The sequence below is a fragment of the Maribacter sp. Asnod1-A12 genome (genome assembly GCF_045063735.1).
In the GTDB taxonomy this organism is placed as follows: Bacteria; Bacteroidota; Bacteroidia; order Flavobacteriales; family Flavobacteriaceae; genus Maribacter.
On record NZ_JBEFNZ010000006.1, the window covers coordinates 1,409,262 to 1,429,095 of the forward strand.

The window sequence follows — 19,834 nt, forward strand, 5'->3', positions numbered from 1 at the left end:
TAATATAAATTATTATAGTTTAACCTGACCGGCAGCTACTTTACTAGCCAATACCAAAGCATTATAAGCATTTGCGATTTTACCTGAAGTCGAAACCTCATCTAAAGAACCGCTTTTTCCAGTATTATTACCCAAAACAACTTTTGTTTTAATGGATAAACCAGATTGTAAAATTATTTTTTTCACTTGAGCAGCCGTTAAACTTGGGTACTGAGACATAACCAAAGCAGCGACACCTGCAACACCTGGCGAAGCCATGGAAGTACCCGGAGAATATTCGTAATCGTTATTGGGGTACGTAGAATAGATATCTGTACCTGGGGCAAAAATATCAACGTTTATTTTACCATAATTAGAATAGCTAGCTACCAATTCTGATCCATATTTAGGATTTAAAGCACCTACTGTAATTACGTTATCAGCAATTTCTGGTCCGTTGTTTATTTGATCATTAGGGAAGTTGGCATTAATTGGATTATCTAAATCAGCCCCATCATTACCAGCTGCATGTACGAAAAGTACATTATTATCTGCAGCATATTTAATAGCATCATTTACCCATTCTGCATTAGGGGAAAAAGACTTACCAAAGCTACCATTGATTACTCTTGCACCGTTATCAACAGCGTAGCGAATACCTCTTGCAATATCTTTATCGTATTCATCACCATTAGGCACTGCTCTAATACTCATAATTGCTACATTGTTGGCAACACCGTTAACACCTTTACCGTTGTTACGTTCAGCAGCGATTATACCCGCTACGTGTGTTCCGTGACTTTCATCATCTACTCTATTATTTGGGTTTCCGTTACCATAATCTACATCGGTAATATCATAGGCATCATCACCAACAGACTCCCTACCATTAAAATCTTTGTTTAGGTTGTAATTAAGCTGTTCTGTGTAATATTTAAGACCTTTATTTAAATCATCGAGTACACCAGGTATAGTTTCATTAATGCTCAACATTTGGTTTAGAATGGCAACATTACGCTGCATAGTTTCATCTGTTGCATTTATAGTAGATAAATTTTGTTTAGTATAAGTATCTTTCTTTAAATATTTTTTTACATCGTTATCTGCATTTTTTACTGCTTGATAAATTGACTCGTACTGTTCTTTACCTTGTAATGCTTCATTGTATTTAGAGTCTAATTTAGTTTTAGCTTTAGCTAAAGTAGCTGCGTCTCCGATATTCAAACGAAGCATACGAACATATTCTAACTGCTCGTTATAAGATTCGCCTAAGAAATTATAACCGTGGATATCGTCAATGAATCCGTTGCCGTCATCGTCAATGCCATTACCGGCTTTTTCTTTGGCGTTGGTCCATAATACATTTACAAGATCCTCATGTTCTAAATCAATACCTGAATCTAGAACCGCAACAATTGTTTTTGTGCCTTTTTTATTTTTAATAATATCTGCATAAGCTTTATCAACGCTCATGCCGGGTATTGTATCTGTAACTAAATCTAAATGTCCCCAGTTATTCTTTTCAATAGTAGTAAGGTCAGAAATTTTTAAAGGAGTAGCATCTATATTTTCTACTGGAGTAAGAACTAAACCGCTCCCTCCTACTGTTTTTGTACTTCCGCAACTAGTTAGTACCGCCGCAATTGAAAGTGCGAAAATTGATTTAGAATATGTATTCATCATATAAGGGCAACTTTTAGTAATTATTTATAGTTTGTAAATATTAGTGTATAGTTAATTGAAAAGCTCGTTAAAAGTATATACCCGATCAAGCCTTACACCTCTTTCGGTTTGTTTTAATGTACATAGTTGGTTATGTGCATCGTGCTCAAAAAATAGATAATAATTATTTTCTATGGCTTCATTTAAAAAAAGCTCTTTTTCGGTCATGGTAATCAAAGGTCTTGTGTCATAACCGATAACATATGGTAAAGGAATATGACCTACTGTAGGTATAAGGTCTGCCATGTAGATAATGGTCTTTTCTTTATAAGAAAATTGAGGGAGCATTTGCTTTTCTGTATGACCATCTACAAAACGAATATCAAAACCTAGTGGGCTATTTTTTAAAAAGTTTTCGGTTGCATGGTCAACAAAATTTAATTGACCACTTTCTTGTATTGGTATTAAGTTTTCAGTTAAAAAAGAAGCTTTTTCTCTTGGGTTGGGTTCTGTTGCCCATTTCCAATGTTTTTCATTGGTCCAAAATTTAGCATTTTTAAAAGCAGGTTCGTATCCCGTTTTATCTTTGTTCCATTGTATGGCACCACCGACATGATCAAAATGAAGATGTGTTAAAAAGACATCGGTAATATCATCTCTATGAAAGCCATATTTTTTTAAAGAAATATCTAAATTGAAATCTCCCCAGCGGTAATAATAGCCAAAAAATTGATCAGACTGTTTATTGCCCATACCTGTATCAATCAATATTAACCTGTCGCCATCTTCAATTAAAAGACTTCTAGCGGCAATGTCGATTAAATTATTATCATCTGCCGGGTTTGTTCTTTGCCAAATTGTTTTAGGCACTACACCGAACATAGCACCACCGTCCAATTTAAAATTACCGGTTTCAACAGGATAAATTTTCATAGGGGGCAAAATAATAAAAGTGAAGGTATTCTTGGGATTATTAAGAAAGTATTATCATTTAACCCATAGATTAATAGACCTTCTCTAATTTATCAAGAAAAAATTAATATTAGCTAATTTTTGTGTGAGGGTTAACTTTCTGATAGTAAATCTCCTATTTGATGATGAGCCAAAGGTTTGGTTAAATGTTTTTTGACTACATGGTATTCTTTTCCTTTAGTTGAATCTATTGTGTCTATAGAAGAGCTTAAAATATATACTTTACAATGATTTGTAAGAGTTTCAGGTAGTTTAATATACTCATCTAAAAACTCGAATCCACTCATTCCCGGCATTTTAATATCTAAAAAAATTACATCAGGATAAGCTTCTGGGCTATCTAAAATAGTATTTAAATGTTCTAATGCCTCTTGCCCTGAAGTTATTGTGGTTATTTTTGAAATATTATCCTCTTTCGAAATAATGGCTTTATTTATGAAATTATCCACCTCCGAATCATCTATTAATAATATGCTTATATCCTTAGCCATAGTTATAATCTACTTGTGTCATTTGGTATGGTTAAGGTAAATGTAGAACCTTCTCCAAATTTTGATGTTACTTTTATTGTGCCCTTAAGTTTTAAAATTACTTCTTTTACAATATACAGACCTATTCCAGAACCCATAACTTTAGAAGATACTCTATAAAACATTTCAAAAATTCGCTCTACTTGGTCTTTAGCCATACCAACTCCATTGTCTTTAATTACAATGACAGCTTCTTTTTTGGTAGTTTTTACGGTAATCCAAATAGAAGGTGTAGTCTTGTTAAGATCATGGTACTTAATTGCATTAGATATAAAATTATTCATTAAAACTGAAATACGCTTACTATCTGACACAAATTTTACATTATCGTTAATGTTTATTTGAACTTTTATATTGTTTATATTTTCTAAATACCATAAACTTTCTAAAGAATGGTTTATTAAGGTGGTAAAATCTATAAGTTCTAACTTAAGGTCGATATGTTTATTACGCGAATATTCAATGATATCTTTAATGAAACTATCTAATCTATCAATTGATTTTTCCATCATATTCAAATGCTGAAATAATTTTGGATTTATTTCTTCCATTTTAATTAATTGAATTAAACCTAAAACAGAAGATAAAGGGGCTCTTAATTCATGAGAAGCACTATAAACAAAACTATCTAATTCAGAATTTGTTTTTTGAAGTTCATAGTATTGGTTTTCAAGATTTTTCTCTGCTTCTTTTCTTTTAGAATCATCAACTAAATTGATCAGAAAACTTTTTTTACCTTCTTCATTAAGAGGAGCCATAGAAATTAAAAGAGTTTTCTTATCACCATTTTTTAGTTCAATTCTATATTCTTCATTAACAATTTCACCTTCTTTATTAAGCTTGTTCCATAGTCTTTGTCTTTCATTTTCGTTAACGATAAGTTCTTTTGATTCTAAAATAGTTTTACCAATTAGCTTTTTCTTTGTGGTTTTTAACAAGGAATAAACCATTTTATTTGCTTCGATAACTCTTCTTTGATCGTCTAATATGATCATACCCATCAAATTAGTTTCAAATGCTTTGGTAAATTTTTCTTGGCTTTCTTTTAAGGCTTGTTCAGCTAATATATTACTGGTAATATCCATGGCTGTACCGCGATAAAATATAGGGTTATTTTCCTCGTCATAAGTCATTTCTGAAGACGCTAAAAAATATTTAAAAGTATGATCTTTAAGTGAAATTCTATATATACTTGTGGATTGTTGTACGGACTCTTTTCTATTGGTTATAGATTGATTAATCATATCCCAATCTTCATGATAAATGATTTCCTTAAGTGATGAAACGGTGATAACTGTGCTAGGATCAATTTCATGAATTTCATACATTTCTTTTGACCACTCAATAACATCGCCGCTCATATCCCAATTCCAATAGCCGATTTTACCAATTCTAATGGCTGCATTCATTTTGGCTTGCAGGGCTATAATTTCATTGTCGGCTTCTTTTTGTTTCGTAATATCAAGTACTGTACCACTATATTTAGTGTTTTGACCTTTATACGCTACGGATTCCATATCTATTAAAAGATATTTAATAGCTCCTTTTTTATCAATAATTCTATAAGTAAACGAATAAGCATCGTGTTCTATAGCCAATTTGTTCACTACATTTCTATGAAGTTCAACATCGTCAGGGTGTAAGCGAGATTCAATTAATTGTAAACTTATTTCGGTACCAGGTTCTATGTCGTAAATTTCATACATTCTTAAAGACCAATTGATAGTTTCTTTTTCATAATTGAAATCCCAATATCCAATTTTACCGATTCGAATAGCGGCATTCATTTTGTTTTGAAGATCTAAAATTTCGTTATCTGCTTTTTTTTGCTGAGTTATGTCTATAACGGTACCTTTAAAATTAACAGCCATATTATGAGGGTCTCTTACGACTTCAACTTCTACCAATAAATACTTTATAGTGCCGTCTTTAACAATTATTCTATAAGTGAAGGTATGAGTGCTTTTTTCTATTATAATTAGCTCTATATTTTTACGATGTTCTTCTACATCATCTGGATGCATTATACTTTCAAGAAATGAAATTGTTAATACTGTACCTTGTTCTATATCATATATGTCATACATTAAAGGAGAACAAATAAAGCTTTCGGAATCTAAATCAAAGTCCCAGTAGCCGATTTTACCGATACGAATAGCTGCATCGGTTTTGCTTTTAAGGTCTAATATTTCTTTTTCCGTTTTTTTTCGTTCAGTTAAATTAAACCCTATAGAACCAATACCAATTGGTTCGTTAGATAATTTGTCTTTAATGATAAAACCAGAGAATTCTAGAGGAATAGATTTTTTAGTTTTGAAGTTTTTAATTGGAACTTCGCCCGTCCATAATCCTTTAGACATGATAGATGGTAAATGTTCATTTTTTATTATCTCTTTATATTCATCATGGAAAAAATCAAATATTGTAGCTTTTTTAAAGTCAAAATCAGACGGTAAATCAATCATATTTTTACCGGCATCATTTAAAAATATAGGTTCTCCTTCTAAAGTTGCCACACCAATAAACCCAGGGCTATTCTCTATTACAGAAATCAACTTCTGCTTTTCTTGTTCTGCTTTTTTCTTTTTGGTAATATCTCTAAAGTAAATAGATATACCTTCTGATGATGGGTATAAATGGTTTTCTATCCATCGGTCGACTGTAGGGTGGTATTGCTCAAAAAAGCTGTATACCTGTTTTCTCATTGCCTCCTTAAATTTAAAATGACCTTCAGAGTTTTTAAATACCGGAAATTCATTCCATACATTTTTACCAATCATTTCTATAGCATCCATTCCTACAATTTTGGCTGCTTTCGCATTTATATCTGTAAAACACCAATTTTGATCAAAAGCAACGAAAGCATCTGAAATACGTTCAGTAAATTGTTTATATTTTTTTTCACTTTGTAGAATATCTTGATTTGCTTTTTTTGCTTCGGTATGATCTATATAAGTACTTAAACAATATTTTTTACCTAGGTGTTCATAAGGTTCAATTGAATTGATTAAGTATAATTTTTCACCATTCTTACTGATAAATTCTAGTTCAACCTTTTCAACACGACATGAACTTGTAGAGGAGTTAAAGTGAGGATTTGTTTTTAAAATCTCTTCAACATCTATAAGCCCAAGCTCTGAAATAGTTTTACCTTTTATTTCTAATAAAGAATAACCTATTAAATTTAAGAAGTAAGGGTTGGCATCTATAAAATTTCTATTATGGTCTAAAATCACCATTCCTACAAAACCATTATTGTAAGCTTTGCTAAATTTCACCAAGTTTTCTTCGGCAATAAATTCAAGTTTTTTTCTTTCGGTAATGTCTCTTACAATAGCTATAAATGTTGTTTCGTTAACTCTTTTTGCACTTACTTCACCGTAGAAGAGGGTTCCATCTTTTTTTAATAATTTACGTTCAGACCGATGAGTTTCTCCATCAAACATTTTTTTAAAACGAGAAGTTAAATTTATACGTTCGTCTGGTGAAGCAAGATCACTAACATTTTTTGTAAGTAATTCTTCTTTAGTATAACCAAACATTTGCACTCCGTAAGAATTGGATTTTAAGACCTTACCATTATAATCATTTAAGAAAATACCGTCTGAAGCTTCCTCTATCAATAATCGATATTTTTCTCGACTTTCTTTTAGTGAAGTCGTCTTTTGCTCTACTAGTCTATTGAGTTTCGCGGGTTGTCTCATCAGAAACCAAGAGAGAATACCACAAACAAATGACAGTAATAAACCTAATACCGAAAATAGAATAATAGTTGAATTTGAATTAGAACTGTTTGAGGTTATATATAATTTCCATTCACCTTTACTTGTTATAAGTGGCACCACCTCTGCATTTTCTTTAGAGATGTTATTTGTGGTATAAAAAGTTTCTTCTGTCTTATCTGGGTTTATTTTTACCAAAGTATAGTCAAACTCCGAATTTTCAATAGAATCTAAATGAATTGCTTCTAACACTGTACTTAAGCGTACCACAGAGGCAACAAAACCATTAAATTTCCCTTTTTTGTATAATGGTCTTCTACCAATTATACCAGAACCACCTTGTTTTAATTGAATAGGGCCAGCAGTGTAATAATCTTTTTTCTCTAGAGTCGTTTTTGCACCATATTTATTGTCTGGATCATTTAATATATTTAATCCTAATACTTCGTTACCTTTTAGAGGGTAAACATGGGTAATTACTCCGTCACCGTTCACCAGTTCCAAGGCATCAATACTTTTATTGCTGTTTAATAATAATCTCGAAATACTATCAAAATTATCAGGAATTCCATATTGATCAACAATAAACGATAGGGTTTGAGTTGCATAAAAACTTTGACCTAGTACATTTTGTAGGTCCATTTTTAGTTTCGAAACTCTCTGCTCAATTAATTGCTGCGTTTTATTCTGGCGAAGTTGATATTTTTGATAAGCAATGTATTGGGTAATAAAGAACACAATAAAGAAAGCCGATAACCCGTAAAATAAAGGGTTTTTATAGATGTTACGCTTTTGGTGTTCAGCCATTTAAGGTTGTTTGAATTATAATAATACACCCATTTTTTGAATACATAGTATAAAGGGTATGAAAAAATGTTAGATCTTTACTATCTTATCTTTTAAAACTTAAGAACCGGTGTTAAATGAAAAGGTATTTAGAAATTAACATTTTCTACGAAGTTAAAAAAAGTCTTTTTCATAATAACGTTTTTTCTTTATCTTTTGTAAGATAAGTATTAATATAATTTGATGGTTTGCAACCTTATAAGGTTGAAAATATAGTTGAATAAGGGGTAAATTTTGCCTTAATGAAAAATAAAATTTTTAAAAATCTCTTTTTTTTTTACGACGTTTTTCAATTGTCTTATTACCTAAATGATGAAGAATAAGCTTCTAATTTAAATAATAACTAATAAGGGTAAATTCTGTATTATAACCTTCAAGAAGAAGAAAAAACAAAGCCGAATAAATGGGATTATAAAACTTGATTAGTTGTTATTTCGAAGGTCGTGAACAATAAGTTACGGTTAAATTATAAGAACTTAAGTTGAGCCTATATGTTATTGCTTTAAAAATGCAGACCTATGCTTTAATATTTATGGTATATAATGCGGTTTAATTGTTATTTTTATCCAAAACAAATTAAATGCTAGAGCTTGCGGGAATTATTATTTTAGGAATACTTGCACAATGGGTGGCATGGCGCTTAAAATTACCTGCAATTTTACCACTTATTCTTATTGGTTTAATTGTTGGGCCTTTATCAACATTTTATACTGAAGATGGTTCTAAAATTATTGAACCTATTTGGAACGGAGAAAAAGGTCTATTCCCAGGCGAAGGTCTATACTACTTTGTATCATTAGCAATAAGCATTATTTTATTTGAAGGCGGGCTCACACTAAAGCGCTCTGAAATTAAAAATATTGGTCCGGTAATCACCAAATTAATTACACTTGGTAGTCTAACAACCTTTTTTGGAGCGGCATTGGCTGCATATTTTCTATTTGGACTTTCATGGCAACTTTGTTTCTTGTTTTCTGCGTTGATAATTGTAACAGGTCCTACGGTAATTACACCGATACTTAGAAATATTCCACTTAAAAAAGATATTTCTGCAATATTGAAATGGGAAGGAATTCTTATTGACCCTATAGGTGCATTGGCCGCTGTTTTGGTCTATGAGTTTATAAGTGTAGGCGAGGGTCAAGCTTATACAGTTACTGCATTAATAGAATTCGCGAAGATTTTATTGTTCGGTTTTACATTTGGCTTCACTTTTGCACACGCACTAACCTTTTTGATAAAGAAAAGTTTCATACCACATTATCTACTGAACGTAGTTTCTCTTTCTGTAGTTTTAGGGGTTTTTGTAATGTCAGATGCTTTTGCTCATGAGTCGGGTTTATTGGCGGTTGTTGTTATGGGTATGGTAATGGGGAATACTAATTTGCCAAATATAAAAGAGCTACTATATTTTAAAGAGTCTCTAAGTATTCTTTTAATATCCATATTATTTATTTTGTTGGCTGCGAATATTGATATCTCAGATTTACAGTTAATTTTTACTTGGAAAACGGTTGCTTTATTCTTGTCTATTGTGCTAGTTATAAGACCACTTGGGGTATTTCTCAGTTCTATTGGGTCAAATTTAAAATTTAATGAAAAGCTTTTTATTAGTTGGGTCGGTCCTAGAGGTATTGTAGCAGCGGGTATAGCATCATTATTTGGTTCTAAATTATTGTCAAAAGGAGAGCCAGGGGCAGAGTATATTACTCCGCTTGTATTCATGATTGTTTTAGGTACCGTTTTATTAAATGCAACTACAGCAAGAATATTTGCAAAGTTAATTGGTGTTTTCTTAAATAAGTCTGAAGGAATATTAATTCTGGGCGCTTCGAAAGTATCTCGCTTAATAGGTGAATATCTTCATAAAAACGATAGACATGTAGTACTAATAGACAATAATCAGTCTAATATTGATAAGGCGAATAAGAAAGGGTTAGAAGCTATATCTGCAAATATATATTCAGACAATTTAACTGATAATATAGAACTGAACGATATTGGATATTTAATGGCCTTGACCGCAAATTCTGATATAAACAAGTATGCTATAGATAAATTTCAACATGCATTCGGTGAAAACGGATCATTTAGGTTGGTAGATACCGACGAAATGGCAGATCCAGAGAACAATCCAAAAGAGGGCTTGTTTTCACATACCGATGATTTTATAAAGCTGACCGAAGCTGCCAGAAAATTTCCGGCAATACACGAAATTGAACTTCATGATACAGAACATTATGAAGGTTTGATTGAAATTACAAAGGCAGATGCTGATATTGTTCCTTTATTCCTTATTGATCCAGATGGCGATATACAAATAATAACAGCCTTCAGTAAAGATTTTACAGATATTCAGAAAGGGTATAAATTGGCATATTTAGGTAAAATATTTCCTTTGGAAGATCCTGATAAAGAAGAAAGTAAAAATAACAAATAGCGTTACTTTTTAGCTTAAATTACTATCTCAAACCCCTATAAATAAAGGTTTTAATACTTTTATAAAAAAATACAAAGTAATGATTCTAATGGTTTTCCTTTAGAATTAAATACAATTATTAGGGTATTGTACCCCAATTCTTTCAACATTAGTTTTATCCGATAAAATGAAACTAACCTTTAAAATGTTGAAAAATGAAAAACCTTAGAAAAAGTATAATTCTTATTATCGTTATGATTGTTATTGTATCATGTAATAAAAGTGATGCAAATAGCTGTGTATCATGTACTATTGATGGGGTAGAAATATGTGAAGATGAAGTAAATAATATTAGAATTTATAGAGATGGTGAGGCTGTAGGTGATCTAATTACTTTACCCAGCGATCTTGAATTTAATGATGCAGCAGAGCAATTGTGTGCAGAGTTGGAAAATGAATTTGGAACATCTGGTAATTGTTATGAGTGCTCAGGACCTAATGTTACAGATTTTCCAGTTTGCCAAGATGGAGATGAAATTATTGTAAACGGGGAGATTATAGAAGGTTTTGACGGTCTGTCATTAGAAACCGTAATATCATTGTTAGAAGAAAATTCAACTAACGAAGAAGTATTTATAGAATTGGTCTGCCAACGAAATTAGGTACTATAACAGTTAACTGGTTTTTCTATAGTATTTATTTGGTGCATTTGTTTTTTGGTGTTTTATAAAGTTCCTAAACTAGAACAATACCCAACTCACCCCTTTTTTATCCCAATTGAGAAGAATTTACGTTATTCAAGTAAGTATTGACCATAGTTTTATAATATCAAAAATAAAACCACCTGTCATGAAATTTGAATTATTAACTTTAATAACAGCACTATTCATCACAGCTGTTTCTGTTGTACAGAACACCATCAACGGAACTATTATAGACACATTAGAAACACCGCTATCTTTTGCCAACATCATTCTATACGAAGTAGGAAAAGAAGAAGCAATTACTGGAGTAATTAGCAATGATAACAGAACTTATGTTTTTGAAAACCCTGCAAATGGCACATATCGATTTTATAGATTACTTTAAAAACCGATTGCTTATTACGGTAAAAGGGTGTAAAGAAAAAGCAATGACCAGTACCTCTACCACTTCCGACTTTTGAAAGTGGTTAGAGTAATCTGATGTTTAGTCGTTCAACTTCAGTACCGCCATAAATGCCTCTTGTGGCACTTCTACGTTACCTACTTGACGCATACGTTTTTTACCTTTCTTCTGCTTTTCTAGAAGCTTACGCTTTCGTGAGATATCACCACCATAACATTTAGCGGTTACATCTTTACGTAGGGCTTTCGTAGTTTCTCTAGAGATAATTTTTGCCCCAATAGCAGCCTGAATAGGAATATCGAACTGTTGTCTTGGGATCAGTTCCTTTAGCTTTTCACACATTTTTTTACCGATATGAACAGCATTATCTGCATGAATAAGAGCAGAAAGGGCATCTACCGGTTGTGCGTTTAAAAGAATATCTACACGTACTAATTTAGAGGTACGCATACCTATTGGTGCATAATCAAAAGAAGCATAGCCTTTGGAAACAGTTTTGAGTCGGTCATAGAAATCAAAAACGATTTCTGCCAAAGGCATGTCAAAATTAAGTTCGACACGTTCGGTAGTCAAATACGTTTGGTTCGTAATTTGACCTCTTTTCTCTATACACAAAGACATTACATTACCAACAAAGTCAGATTTTGTAATGATAGTGGCTTTAATATAAGGTTCTTCTACACGGTCTATACCAGAAGGGTCTGGTAAATCTGTAGGATTGTTTACAATAATAGGTGTTTCAGGATCTTTACGAGTATATGCATGGTAACTAACATTGGGTACTGTGGTAATTACCGTCATATTGAACTCTCGTTCTAAACGCTCCTGAATGATTTCCATGTGAAGCATACCTAAGAAACCACATCTAAACCCAAAACCTAGGGCAGCACTACTTTCTGGTGCAAATACAAGAGAGGCATCGTTCAATTGTAATTTTTCCATTGAAGCACGTAACTCTTCAAACTCATCTGTATCAACAGGGTAAATCCCTGCAAATACCATTGGTTTTACATCTTCAAATCCTGCAATTGCATTTTTAGTAGGGTTAGCGGCATCAGTAATGGTGTCACCGACCTTAACTTCACGAGCATCTTTAATCCCAGTAATTAAATAACCAACATCACCAGCTTTTACACTCTTTTTAACTTCTTGGGTCAACTTTAAAGTTCCTACCTCATCGGCAAAGTAGTCTTTGTCAGTAGCTACGAATTTTATCTTCTGTCCTTTTTTAATTTCACCGTTTATAACTCTAAAGTAAGTTTCAACACCTCTAAAAGGGTTGTATACAGAATCGAACACCAAAGCTTGTAGCGCTTCATCTGGATTACCGGTAGGAGCAGGAATACGCTCAATAATAGCTGCTAATATTTCTTCAATACCAATTCCGGTCTTTGCAGATGCAGGTATAACTTCATCTGCATCGCACCCTAAAAGGTCAACGATATCGTCAGTAACCTCTTCTGGGTTGGCACTAGGTAAATCTACCTTGTTTAAAACAGGTATAATTTCTAAATCGTTTTCTAATGCTAAATATAGATTTGAAATCGTCTGCGCTTGTATACTCTGAGCCGCATCTACAACTAACAAGGCACCCTCACAAGCCGCAATGGATCTAGAAACCTCGTAAGAGAAATCTACGTGGCCAGGGGTGTCAATTAAGTTTAAAATATATTGCTCACCTTTATAGGTGTAGTCCATTTGTATGGCATGACTTTTTATAGTGATACCACGCTCCCTCTCAAGATCCATACTGTCCAGTAGCTGTTCTTTTTTCTCTCGATCCGTAACAGATCCGGTAAACTCTAACAGTCTGTCTGCCAGGGTACTTTTACCATGGTCAATATGTGCAATAATGCAGAAATTTCTAATGTTTTTCATAGCGGTAACAGTAATAATAAAGCTATTTTATACCCAGATTCTTGCCAAGGCATTAAAGAGCAATTGCAAATATAATCTAATTTATAGCGCTAAGCTTGAGTGTAGTTACCTATTTATTGTTGTAAAGATTGGTTTGGATTACATATATTGTAAAGGATTACAACGTTTTTTTTACTAGATTTGATTACCAACCCCGAGTCACCATTGAAACTACTAACAGCTATTTTATTCTTCTGCATAGGGATGTCCCATTTTGGGTATAGTCAATCCTTTGAATTAAAAGGAGAGGTTAAAGATCAATACCAAGAATCTATCGCATTTGCTTCCGTGTTTTTATTGACCGTTACAGATTCAACTTTGGTAAAAGTTACTTCTGCAGATGAAAATGGTGCTTTTTTATTTTCTGAGGTTGATGAAGGACTTTATTTTTTAAAAGCATCATATGTTGGTCAAGTCTCTAATAATTTGCCTCTTGAAATTTTAAAGGACACTAAAATTGGAGCCTTGATCATAGAACAGGAAGCAGAGCAATTAAACGAGGTAACCGTAACCAGTAACAAACCTGTAGTTAAAAGAGAAGTGGATCGTATTGTTTTCAATGTAGAAAATACTGTTATTTCTCAGAACAGTTCTTGGAACATTCTTCGTCAAACACCAGGAGTGATTATGATGAATGATGAACTGAAAGTCAGAAATCAAGCCACTACAGTTTATATCAACAATCGTAAAGTGCAATTGTCTTCAGAAGAGGTTAGAAGCTTGTTAGAAAATTATCAAGGAGAGAATATAAAATCGGTTGAGGTTATACATAATCCGCCAGCAAGTTATGATGCAGAGGGTGGATCTATTTTAAATATCGTTACTAGTAAAAATGTATCCGTTGGTTATAAAGGCAATGTAAATGCGGGGTATACACAAGGAGTTTTTCCAAAGTACAATTTTGGAACATCGCATTTTTATAAAACCAAAAAGTTAAATGTTCACGCCAGTTATAATTTTACTCCTAAGAAGGAATTTAAAAACACACTGAACAATACTAATTTCATGGATGATACCGGTATTGTTTCTGTTTGGGATACTGATTTTGATCAAATAATCCGAAGCAATACACATAGTGCGGGTTTGGCTATTGATTATGGTTTTAATGATAACAATACCTTAAGTTTTACAAGTAATGCTCTATTTCAACCAAAAAGGGATGCCGATTTTTTCCAGGAAACTACAATTAGAAATGCATCGGGTGTTTTAGATTCTTTATTTACAACACAGAGTTTGTTTAATGAAAGAAAGAATAATATTTCCGGTGATCTTACTTTTAAACATCAATTTAAAGACCAAGGGAACTTAACAGTAAATGCACATTACACAAATTTTGATTTAGATCGAAATCAAGAAGTAAACTCAGATTATTTTCAACCTAACGGCTCATTTCTGCGCGATTTTAATTTCTCGACTATTGCCGATCAACATATAGAAATAAAGACCGCTCAAATAGATTACACTGATTATTTAGGTAGTGTATTTTTTGAAACAGGGGCAAAAGGTTCTTTTATAGACTCTGAAAGTAAATTAGATTATTTTTTAGAGAATAACGGAACGGAGTTTATATCCAATTTGTCTGATGACTACACCTATGATGAAAGCGTATATGCGGGATACTTTAGTTTATCTAAAGACTGGGAAAAATGGAGCATAAAAACAGGATTACGTGCAGAACAAACAGAAAGTTCTGGGGTGTCGGTCAATGTATCTAGCATAAATGACCTTAACTATTTTGAACTATTCCCTTCAATATACATTCTTCATACCATTAATGAGAATAATAGTTTGTCTTTCGATTATTCAAGAAAAGTACAACGCCCTAGATATGAGGACCTCAACCCGTTTCGAACTTATGTAAATGAGAGAACAATTGTCGAGGGAAACCCTAATTTAATTCCTAGCTTCAGTCATAATTTAAACCTGAATTATACCCTTAACCAAGAGTATTATTTTGATTTCTATTATCGAGACAACGGTAGATATATTTCTACACTTACCTTTCAAGACAATGAAAATTTAATTTTAAATGATATCACTCAAAACGTTTTAAACAGTACTTCATATGGAGTGGATTTTACTTATGGAAAATCTATTACTAATAATTGGTATCTGTATAGTTATGTTTCACTTTTTCATGAAGACGAAACTTTTTTAGCACTTCAAAGTGATGAGTTTTCATTTAAAAACGATTTCAATGGCGTGTATATAGACCTTACAAATTACTTAACGCTTTCTAAAGACGGTAGTTTTAAGGGAGAATTAGGTTTTGTTTACATGTCTGGGTGGTTGCAAGGAAATTTTATAAAGGATGAATCGACAAATTTAACTATTGGGTTAAGAAAATCTATATTAAATAATAGAGCTATTTTAAGTGTAAGTGCGAATGATTTATTGGGAAATTATAATTCATATCAAAATTCTAAGTATTATAACCAAGACAACAGATATTTGTATTCTCCAGAAACCCAATATATAAAGTTTGGCTTTACCTACAACTTTGGCAATTTCCGCTTAGAGGACAACCAACGTGATATAGATAAAATAGAGCGCGAGCGTCTTGAGTAAGGTTAAACTACTCACAATCAACAACTTGATTTTTTGTTAAGAAAAACTTAAGAATACTGTAAGATTATTCAATTTTACTTTCCTACATTTAAATACAATTTGTACACTAAATGATTAGGGATTTTTATTTAATACTACTATTTTTTTTTACGATTACCCTAGTATTTTCTCAAGATTTTAAGGTCAGTGGTTTGGTTATTGATGAAAATAATGAAGCCATAGTTTTAGCCAACGTTATTTTACTTACCGGTGAAGGTGAATTTATAAAAGGAACGGTTACTAATGATCAAGGTTTTTATGAGTTTATAGCTGTTACCTCTGGCACTTATAATATTGTCGCTAGTTATATAGCAAATACTGTTGAGAGTGCTAATATTTCAGTTACAGAAAACATAGAACTGAAACCTTTAATTCTTCAAAGCGCCCAAGAGTTAGACGAAGTGGTTGTAACTCAAAACAAACCAAAATTAGAACAGCTGGCGGACCGGCATATTTTTAATGTGGAAAACACAGCAATTTCTGATGGAGATATCTGGGGTGTTCTAAAACGTACTCCTGGTGTAATGGTAATGAATAATCGATTGTACATTAATGGTAGCCCTAATGTTAATGTGATGATCAATGGTAAGCTAGTGAACTTACCAGAAAGTGATATTATTAATTTACTTAGCGGCAGTTCAGCAAGTAATGTACAATCTATAGAAGTAATAACAAGTCCCCCTGCAAAATATAGTGCTGAAGGCGGATTGTTGATTGACATTAAAATGAAGAAAAACTTGGTTGCAGGGTATAATGGTGCTGTTTTTAATAGATATACGCAAGGAGTTTTACCAAAACATACTGTAGGTACAGATCACTTCTTTAAAGGTAAAAAGATAGATTTTTCAACGAATTATAGCTTTAGTCATGATAAGGATTGGACCAGATATTCTGATGTTACCACATTTTTTGAAGACGGACAGGAAAGTGAGATTTGGACAGCAGAGCAAAAATCTATAACTAAGAAAAAAAGTCATAATCTAAACCTTTTTTTAGATGTTGAATTAAATGACAAAAATGCGATTAGCCTTTCTTCCACCTCAAGTTTTTCGCCCAATGGCAACACCCTATATACTTCTACGACCGATATAGAAAATACAGATGTAGATTTAATAGCGCGTTTAAAAGGTCTCAATATATTAAACGATGATACTTATAACTCCTCTAACTATTTAGATTGGGTGCATAAATTGAATGATAAAGGAGCAGAAATAGCAACAAATGCACATTTTACATATTATGATTCTAAAGATAGTCAAGAATTAAATAATGATATTGTAGAGGGTTTTACAGAGAATACTTCTGAGAATACTTTAAATGTAGGATCAGACCAAATCATTAATCTTTTCAGTGCCCAAACAGACCTTACCTTACCATTATCAGAGCATTCTACTATGGAAACCGGTTTAAGGTTTGCCAATATAAACTCAGAAGCAAGTATATTACAGTCAGGCTTCGATGATACCTTTGAAGGTATCGACCCTACGGAATCTGGTATTTTCAATTACGACGAACAAATTTATGCAGGGTATGTCAGTCTTAGCAACAGTTGGGAAAAATGGAAGTTAAATGTAGGTCTTAGAGCAGAATATACAGATACAAAGGGAGATTTAGATGTTTTATCGTTGACGAACACGACTTCTTATTTTGATTTATTCCCAAACCTGTCAATGTCTTATACGAAAGAGAAAAATGCTTTCATGGTAAAATACTATAGGCGAATTACCCGGGCCAGATATAGCAGTATTAACCCTTTTCAATATTATTTATCCGCAAATTCTATCTTTGAGGGAAACCCTAATTTAAAACCAGCTTACCGCACATACGCAGAAGTTGATTATGTGTACGACAAGGACTTTAAGTTTGCCTTATTTACCAGTATAAAATCAGACGAACAAGTACAACAATTTATTCAAGATAATGATACCAATATCCTTAAAGCACAATATCTAAATTTAGAAACCAATTATAATTTTGGTGCAGATGTAAGCGTGTCTAAATACCTTACCTCATATTGGTATTTTTATTTTTTGGTGAGCCAATATTATAATCAAAATAAGTTTAATGATATAGCAACAGATGCTATTATTGAGAATTCTATTTGGACTACATATGTAAGAGCTAATAACTATTTTACGTTATTAAAAGATGAATCGTTGTATGCAGATATGGCATTCACCTATATTTCTCCGTACGTTAGAGGTAATGCTAGATATAGAGCCTATAGTAAATTTGGTATAAATTTTAGAAAGACTTTTTGGAATAAAGATGCTAGTGTTTCAATAGGAGTAGAAGATATATTTAATAACGGAAATACTTTTTCTACAAGAAACTACCTTGACCAAAATAACGCTACAAGTACTAGGCCTGAAAGTCGATTATTTGTATTGGGTTTTAGATATAAATTCGGGAACACAAAAATTCGCGATAATTCTAAAAGTAAGAATACAGACGAAAATAAGCGATTATAACATTTTCTACGATAGCATAGCACCGCATATACCAAGGCTTATTAGGCAATACACGCCTGCTAATATCATAAAGACCTTACCCGCTTTTTTCTTTTTATAATAAAACAAAATCGCCCCGATTATGATGAACAATATTGCGGGACCGAACATGATTAGAAACAAAAATGTAGCAAGACCATCAAGATTACCAACTTCTAAAATCATAGCATTTCGTTTTGTAGTTCCTTTAATCGCTTAATTTTATCATCTCGGTAAAAGAGGTTCATAGTCTCGAACGGAATAATTTTATAGTCTTTATTTACAATGTGCACACATGATTTTTTTATGGCACGTACATCAAAGTTATGAGCATCTATAAATTGCATGATAATGATGCGAAACAAGTTGTCATACCCGAGCTCAGGCGCATCAATTTCTGGTAAACAGCACATAATACTCTTTAGGTTTTCAGAAGCTTTTTCAACGGAATTTCCAGTACTGAACAACTCGATCATTTTACCATGTAGCTGTTCATCTTGCTCATAGATAATAGTGTTTTTTCCTTCGTTTAATAAGTCATCAGGATTTATAAAACGCGTTAACGGATTCACTTCATCTCCCAGTTTTAAGGCATAAGCCATCACCAAAGCATCAGGGTTACAAGGCACGGGTATTAAATCATCAGATTCGAAAATGGGAGATTGCTCTAATATTTTTCGTCGTACCTCGGTTAATGTAATACGATTTTCATCTACTTCGAAGTTCTCTAATCGCCCAGCTATTTGAGTAGGTTGAAAAGTAACTCCGCGCACACATTTTTGCTTTAGTGCAAAATCTATAGTGCTTCCCATTTCATGATCGTTGAGTTCTTTTTGTAAAACAACAACAAGAGTGGTAGAAAGGTTTAATTTGTTAAGATGTTCAAGGGCTTGTAAACGAACAGCCTCAAGGTCTGCGCCTCTTAAAGTTCGTAGCACTTTGTTGTCCAAAGAATCAAACTGTAAATACACTTCAAAATCTGGGGCATAAGTGGCTAATCGTTTTGCGAATTCAAAATCTTTTGCAATTTTTATTCCGTTGGTATTCAACATTAAATGCCGAATAGGAAGTGATTTTGCATAATCTAGAATTTCAAAGAACTGCGGGTGTATAGTGGGTTCACCACCGCTCAGCTGCACTACATCTGGTTCTCCTTCGTTTTTTACGATGACATCGAGCATTTTTTTTATTTCCTCAAGCGTTCTATGTCTACCATAAGTAGGAGAGGATCCTGCATAACAAGTTGGGCAGGTAAGGTTGCAACGATCGGTAAGTTCAATTACCGTAAGACAAGAATGTTGTTCATGATCAGGGCAAAGACCGCAATCATATGGGCAACCATAATGCGTTTCTGTATTGAATGTTTTAGGATATTCAGAAGCCTTATTATAGTTTCTAATATTCTTGTAATACTCAATATCATCGGCTATAAGTACTTTAGATCTACCATGCTCTTTACAATTTTTAAGCATGTATACCTTCTCGTTTTCAAAAACGATTTTGGCATCTACCCGTCGTAAACATTCTGGGCAAAGGCTTAAAGTAAAGTCATAATACGTATAGTTTCTTTCGGACATATGTAAT

12 protein-coding genes are annotated in these 19,834 nt (G+C 32.7%); 5 read left to right on the plus strand and 7 right to left on the minus strand.

Going from position 1 to position 19,834, the window contains the following annotated elements:
* Positions 1-12: 12 nt before the first annotated feature.
* The 4 genes from ACJJVP_RS05845 to ACJJVP_RS05860 form a co-directional block, all read right to left on the minus strand.
* Complete coding sequence (locus ACJJVP_RS05845) at positions 13-1,662, minus strand: S8 family peptidase (RefSeq protein WP_405411638.1); 1,650 nt, start codon at positions 1,660-1,662, stop codon at positions 13-15.
* Positions 1,663-1,713: 51 nt separating this feature from the next.
* Positions 1,714-2,574, minus strand: coding sequence for an MBL fold metallo-hydrolase (locus ACJJVP_RS05850; protein WP_405411641.1), 861 nt, complete (start codon positions 2,572-2,574; stop codon positions 1,714-1,716).
* A gap of 131 nt (positions 2,575-2,705) precedes the next feature.
* A complete protein-coding gene (locus ACJJVP_RS05855; RefSeq protein WP_405411643.1) occupies positions 2,706-3,104 on the minus strand; it encodes a two-component system response regulator in 399 nt (132 codons plus the stop codon).
* A gap of 2 nt (positions 3,105-3,106) precedes the next feature.
* Positions 3,107-7,672: a PAS domain S-box protein gene (locus ACJJVP_RS05860; RefSeq protein WP_405411645.1), complete on the minus strand. Its 4,566-nt coding sequence runs from the start codon at positions 7,670-7,672 to the stop codon at positions 3,107-3,109.
* Between the two features lie 619 nt (positions 7,673-8,291).
* Between ACJJVP_RS05860 and ACJJVP_RS05865 the strand changes: the two genes are divergently transcribed.
* The 3 genes from ACJJVP_RS05865 to ACJJVP_RS05875 all read left to right on the plus strand — a co-directional run bounded on the left by ACJJVP_RS05865 (position 8,292) and on the right by ACJJVP_RS05875 (position 11,219).
* Entirely contained in the window at positions 8,292-10,151 is a 1,860-nt protein-coding gene (locus tag ACJJVP_RS05865) for a cation:proton antiporter (protein WP_405411647.1), read from the plus strand.
* A gap of 194 nt (positions 10,152-10,345) precedes the next feature.
* Positions 10,346-10,792, plus strand: coding sequence for a hypothetical protein (locus ACJJVP_RS05870; RefSeq protein WP_405411648.1), 447 nt, complete (start codon positions 10,346-10,348; stop codon positions 10,790-10,792).
* 187 nt (positions 10,793-10,979) lie between these two features.
* Positions 10,980-11,219 carry a hypothetical protein gene (locus tag ACJJVP_RS05875; RefSeq protein ID WP_405411649.1) on the plus strand — a complete coding sequence of 80 codons (240 nt, stop codon included), beginning with the start codon at positions 10,980-10,982 and terminating at the stop codon, positions 11,217-11,219.
* 99 nt (positions 11,220-11,318) lie between these two features.
* Here ACJJVP_RS05875 and lepA read toward each other — a convergent pair whose 3' ends face one another.
* The gene (gene lepA, locus ACJJVP_RS05880; protein ID WP_405411651.1) at positions 11,319-13,115 is read right to left on the minus strand and encodes a translation elongation factor 4; all 1,797 of its coding nucleotides are present in this window, start codon (positions 13,113-13,115) and stop codon (positions 11,319-11,321) included.
* Between the two features lie 204 nt (positions 13,116-13,319).
* On the opposite strand from lepA, the gene ACJJVP_RS05885 reads away from it, so the two are divergent.
* Complete coding sequence (locus ACJJVP_RS05885; protein ID WP_405411653.1) at positions 13,320-15,722, plus strand: outer membrane beta-barrel family protein; 2,403 nt, start codon at positions 13,320-13,322, stop codon at positions 15,720-15,722.
* Positions 15,723-15,832: 110 nt separating this feature from the next.
* Positions 15,833-18,232: an outer membrane beta-barrel family protein gene (locus ACJJVP_RS05890; RefSeq protein WP_405411656.1), complete on the plus strand. Its 2,400-nt coding sequence runs from the start codon at positions 15,833-15,835 to the stop codon at positions 18,230-18,232.
* A 6-nt stretch (positions 18,233-18,238) separates the two neighbouring features.
* Here the strand turns inward: ACJJVP_RS05890 and ACJJVP_RS05895 are convergent, their stop codons facing one another.
* Positions 18,239-18,436 carry a hypothetical protein gene (locus ACJJVP_RS05895; RefSeq protein ID WP_036150782.1) on the minus strand — a complete coding sequence of 66 codons (198 nt, stop codon included), beginning with the start codon at positions 18,434-18,436 and terminating at the stop codon, positions 18,239-18,241.
* The gene (locus ACJJVP_RS05900) at positions 18,433-19,827 is read right to left on the minus strand and encodes a radical SAM protein (protein ID WP_405411657.1); all 1,395 of its coding nucleotides are present in this window, start codon (positions 19,825-19,827) and stop codon (positions 18,433-18,435) included. Before ACJJVP_RS05900 ends, ACJJVP_RS05895 begins: the two co-directional genes overlap by 4 nt.
* Between the last annotated feature and the right edge of the window lie 7 nt (positions 19,828-19,834).

What these genes read in the sequence shown, in the direction of transcription:
- ACJJVP_RS05845 (WP_405411638.1), bottom strand. Translation starts at nt 1,662, where the DNA reads ATGATGAATACATATTCTAAATCAATTTTCGCACTTTCAATTGCGGCG.
- ACJJVP_RS05850 (WP_405411641.1), bottom strand. Translation starts at nt 2,574, where the DNA reads ATGAAAATTTATCCTGTTGAAACCGGTAATTTTAAATTGGACGGTGGT.
- ACJJVP_RS05855 (WP_405411643.1), bottom strand. Translation starts at nt 3,104, where the DNA reads ATGGCTAAGGATATAAGCATATTATTAATAGATGATTCGGAGGTGGAT.
- ACJJVP_RS05860 (WP_405411645.1), bottom strand. Translation starts at nt 7,672, where the DNA reads ATGGCTGAACACCAAAAGCGTAACATCTATAAAAACCCTTTATTTTAC.
- ACJJVP_RS05865 (WP_405411647.1), top strand. Translation starts at nt 8,292, where the DNA reads ATGCTAGAGCTTGCGGGAATTATTATTTTAGGAATACTTGCACAATGG.
- ACJJVP_RS05870 (WP_405411648.1), top strand. Translation starts at nt 10,346, where the DNA reads ATGAAAAACCTTAGAAAAAGTATAATTCTTATTATCGTTATGATTGTT.
- ACJJVP_RS05875 (WP_405411649.1), top strand. Translation starts at nt 10,980, where the DNA reads ATGAAATTTGAATTATTAACTTTAATAACAGCACTATTCATCACAGCT.
- lepA (WP_405411651.1), bottom strand. Translation starts at nt 13,115, where the DNA reads ATGAAAAACATTAGAAATTTCTGCATTATTGCACATATTGACCATGGT.
- ACJJVP_RS05890 (WP_405411656.1), top strand. Translation starts at nt 15,833, where the DNA reads ATGATTAGGGATTTTTATTTAATACTACTATTTTTTTTTACGATTACC.
- ACJJVP_RS05895 (WP_036150782.1), bottom strand. Translation starts at nt 18,436, where the DNA reads ATGATTTTAGAAGTTGGTAATCTTGATGGTCTTGCTACATTTTTGTTT.
- ACJJVP_RS05900 (WP_405411657.1), bottom strand. Translation starts at nt 19,827, where the DNA reads ATGTCCGAAAGAAACTATACGTATTATGACTTTACTTTAAGCCTTTGC.